General features: G+C 62.8%; 5 protein-coding genes. 4 read left to right on the top strand and 1 reads right to left on the bottom strand.

The window, feature by feature from the left end; all coding sequences use genetic code 11:
• On the bottom strand, positions 1-936 hold a 936-nt coding region (locus ACEQXV_RS04700; protein WP_370268132.1), incomplete at its 3' end, for an ArdC family protein.
• A gap of 360 nt (positions 937-1,296) precedes the next feature.
• Between ACEQXV_RS04700 and ACEQXV_RS04695 the strand changes: the two genes are divergently transcribed.
• The 4 genes from ACEQXV_RS04695 to ACEQXV_RS04680 all read left to right on the top strand — a co-directional run.
• The gene (locus tag ACEQXV_RS04695) at positions 1,297-1,614 is read left to right on the top strand and encodes an H-NS family nucleoid-associated regulatory protein (RefSeq protein WP_370268130.1); all 318 of its coding nucleotides are present in this window, start codon (positions 1,297-1,299) and stop codon (positions 1,612-1,614) included.
• Between the two features lie 16 nt (positions 1,615-1,630).
• The gene (locus ACEQXV_RS04690; RefSeq protein WP_370268129.1) at positions 1,631-2,248 is read left to right on the top strand and encodes a plasmid pRiA4b ORF-3 family protein; all 618 of its coding nucleotides are present in this window, start codon (positions 1,631-1,633) and stop codon (positions 2,246-2,248) included.
• 329 nt (positions 2,249-2,577) lie between these two features.
• A complete protein-coding gene (locus tag ACEQXV_RS04685; RefSeq protein WP_370268128.1) occupies positions 2,578-2,841 on the top strand; it encodes a pyocin activator PrtN family protein in 264 nt (87 codons plus the stop codon).
• A gap of 136 nt (positions 2,842-2,977) precedes the next feature.
• Positions 2,978-3,305: DUF6088 family protein (locus tag ACEQXV_RS04680; protein WP_370268126.1), on the top strand; the 328-nt coding region annotated here is incomplete at its 3' end.

The following is a 3,305-nucleotide window of genomic DNA, read 5'->3' as shown; positions in this document are numbered from 1 at the left end:
GGTCTGCCGCTCAACATCGGTGCTGTCGTCGGGCAGATGGGCCAGCAGCCAGTCGGCCGCCTTGCTGGCCTGCGAGGCGGCGCGGACGATCGCGCGGGAATCCTCGCGCATCACCTCCAGCCAGGAGCCGATGTAATCGGCATGACGGACGGTCGGGACGATCCCGAGCGAGGCGCAACAGAACGCGCTCGAAATCTCGGCGATCAGCTCCTCGAAGGCGTATGTCTTCGTGCCGAAACCGCCCGAGAAGTCCCGCCCCAACCGTGAGGCATGTCCTGTCGCGTGCCCCATCTCGTGCAGGGCGGTCCTGTGCCAGTTGATCGGCTCGAAATAGGCCTGCGGAGGTGGCACCTGCACGTAATCGAGCGCGGGAACATAGAAGGCGCGGTTGCCACCGATCCGGAAGTCGATACCTGTCTTCGCGATCAATGCCTCGACCCGCGGCTCGATCAGCCCGGGCGGCGGTGGTGGTGCCTCGACGGCGATGTCGTCGGGCAGCCCCTCGCACTGGGCCGCATTGAATACGGTAAAGCGCTTCAGGAACGGGATGCTGTTGGCGTCTTCCCCGGCCTCCCTGGCACGGCGCTTCTCGTCGTCAGGCGTGAACCGGTCGGCATAAACGACGGTTGTGCCGCGCTCGCCCTTGCGGACATTACCGCCGAGCGACAGCGCCTGGCGGAAGGTCAACCAATGCTGGGTTGGATAGCCCTGCTGGATCACGGCTCCCCAGAGGATCAGGACATTGATCCCGGAATACTGCCGACCCGTGCTGGCGTTGCGCGGCATGGCGAGCGGCGCTTGCGCCGCCGCCGTCCCCCAGGGCTGGACCCAGGGCAGCCGGCCGTCCTCCAGCTCGGCGATGATCTTGTCGGTGATGTCGTCATAAAGGTTGGTGCGCAGGCCGCTCTTGCGGGCCGCGCGATGCTCTCTGGCCATCGGGATGATCTCCGCGACGGGCGCCGGAGGCCTCTCCTCCAGCCCTCAACCCGTCACGGAAAACCCGCCCGCACTTTCACTCTCAGGGGGCGTTGCGGGGTCTCCCCGCTGATGGGGGTGTGTCGGTAACGCCAATGCCGACCAGGGGGAAGGCTTTCCCCCAGACAATCCTCGCAGTCAACCGAGCCAGGCGTAAAAAGGCAAAAGCCAACACTCGCGAGCCCCAATCCCCGACGTGTTGTAATCCCCACGATATCTGCGCTTATCTGACACGCAATCGCGGTGCCTACTTTCCAGCGCCGGACGCCTTCCTTCCCGAGAGCTCGGGATCAAAGCCAACGGGAAATAAAAGAGGACCAAATGACGGATATCGATCTTAACGCCTTGTCGCTCGCCGAGTTGAAGCAGTTGCAAAAGAATGTTGCGAAGGCCATCACCAGTTTCGAGGCCCGTCGGAAGGCCGAGGCCCGCGCCAAGGTTGACGAATTAGCCCGCGAACTCGGTTTCAGCTTCGACGAGCTTGCGGAAGCCGCTCCCACCCGGAAACGCGCGGCGTCTGCGCCCAAGTACCGCCATCCGGAAAACGCCGAAATCACCTGGTCCGGCCGTGGGCGCAAACCGGCATGGATCGCCGAGGCGCTGGCTGCGGGAAAATCGCTCGAGGATTTTGCGATCTGAACGGGGGGGACCTGCCTTGCACCAGCCCGCGAATGCCGTCCGCCTGCATGTCTCTCTGGCGAAGATTGACCCGCCGATCTGGCGGCGACTTGTCGTGCCGTCTGACTGGACGCTCGACAGGCTGCACTTGGTGCTGCAGGCCGCGTTCAGCTGGACCGACAGCCATCTGCATGAGTTCCGGATCGGCGGGCTGCGCTATGGCGACCCCGATCAGCTTGAGGATGGTTTCGGCGGTCCGCACCTTTTCGACTACGCCGGGGTCAGGCTGGCGGATTTCACCGGCCAGGATCTGACCTTCACTTACCTCTACGACTTTGGCGATGACTGGACCCATGTGATCCGGATCGAGGAGTGGCTATCCCTCGATCCCCTGCCCCGCCATACAGAATGCACCGAAGGCGCCCGTGCCCGGCCACCCGAGGATGTCGGCGGCCCCTGGTCCTATGCCGATTTCCTCGGGCCCATCCGCGACCCGAACCATGAGGACCACAGCTCCAACCTTCGCTGGGCCGGCGGACATTTCGACCCGGACTGGTTCGACATCGACCTGATCAACAAGGATCTGCGCAACACCTTCCGCAAGAACACCAGCCGACGCCTGCATCAGCCGAAGCCAAAGCCTTCTGGTCGGTGAGCGCAGAGGGCTCGGCCCTCAATGCGCTGCCAGGGCCTGGATGCCCCTCCTCTTGCCGGCATCACCAGTGTGGCAGCGCCTCAGCGGTATGTCGGGTTGTCTGCACCGCAAATGCCGCACTGGTGTCGCGTTCTTTCCAGTAGCTTTGCCTGGCGTAGGGGCTCGCGCACAAAAGGCCCAAGCCCCTGTGCACACTACCCATTCACGCGCTCCCAATAGTCTCCCCGATTCAACGCAACCGTCCGATTTGCGCGCCATGCTATCCGCTTCCCCGCCAACCCGCTGCGCGCCCTTCTCCCAGCGATGCCATCGTGCTTCATTCCGGGATCATGAACACGGCGTTTCTCTTGATAGCAATGTATTCCGGGCGACCGATCATTCCCGCTGAGGATGTCGCCAGGGATTTTTTCGGCCTGAGTACCGACAAGTTCATCCGTAAAGTCTCGGCGGGTTCCATCGCCCTCCCCCTAATCCGTATGAAAGCATCGCAGAAATGCGCCAAAGGCGTCCATATCGATGATCTGGCCGAGTACCTGGACCAGAGGCGGGCTGCAGCCGTCAAGGAATGCCTGCAACTGCAGGGATTGCAATAAGCCTGCTCTCACAAGGAAAATCACCGAAGACCAGCCTGCTACCCACGGCACGAAACCACCACCCTCTTCACCTCGCTCAACAGCACAGATTGAATTCTGTCAGAAAACTGCGTAAATTTCTGACAAGAGAACGATCATGCAGAGCCTCGCCGAACAGATATTGACTCATGCAGAGGGGCTTCCGGAAGGAGCGCCACTTGCCGCAAAGGGCCTGCTGCACCTCGGGAGCCGTGCCGGTGTGGATCAGGCCTTGTCGCGCCTTGCCGAGCGTGGCCAGTTGATCCGTGCCGGGCGCGGGGTTTACCTGCGACCGATCAAAAGCCGGTTTGGAACGCGCGCCCCGTCCGTGGAACAGGCCGTCGAGGCCCTCGCGGCGCAACGCGGCGAAGTCATCGTTCCAACCGGCGCCGCCGAAGCGAATGCGCTCGGGTTGACAACGCAAATGCCTGTTCGCTCCATGTACC

The sequence above is a fragment of the Nioella sp. genome (assembly GCF_964229645.1).
GTDB lineage: Bacteria > Pseudomonadota > Alphaproteobacteria > Rhodobacterales > Rhodobacteraceae > Nioella.
Note: the sequence above shows the minus strand (reverse complement) of the source record. Positions and strands in the feature narration are given on the sequence as shown.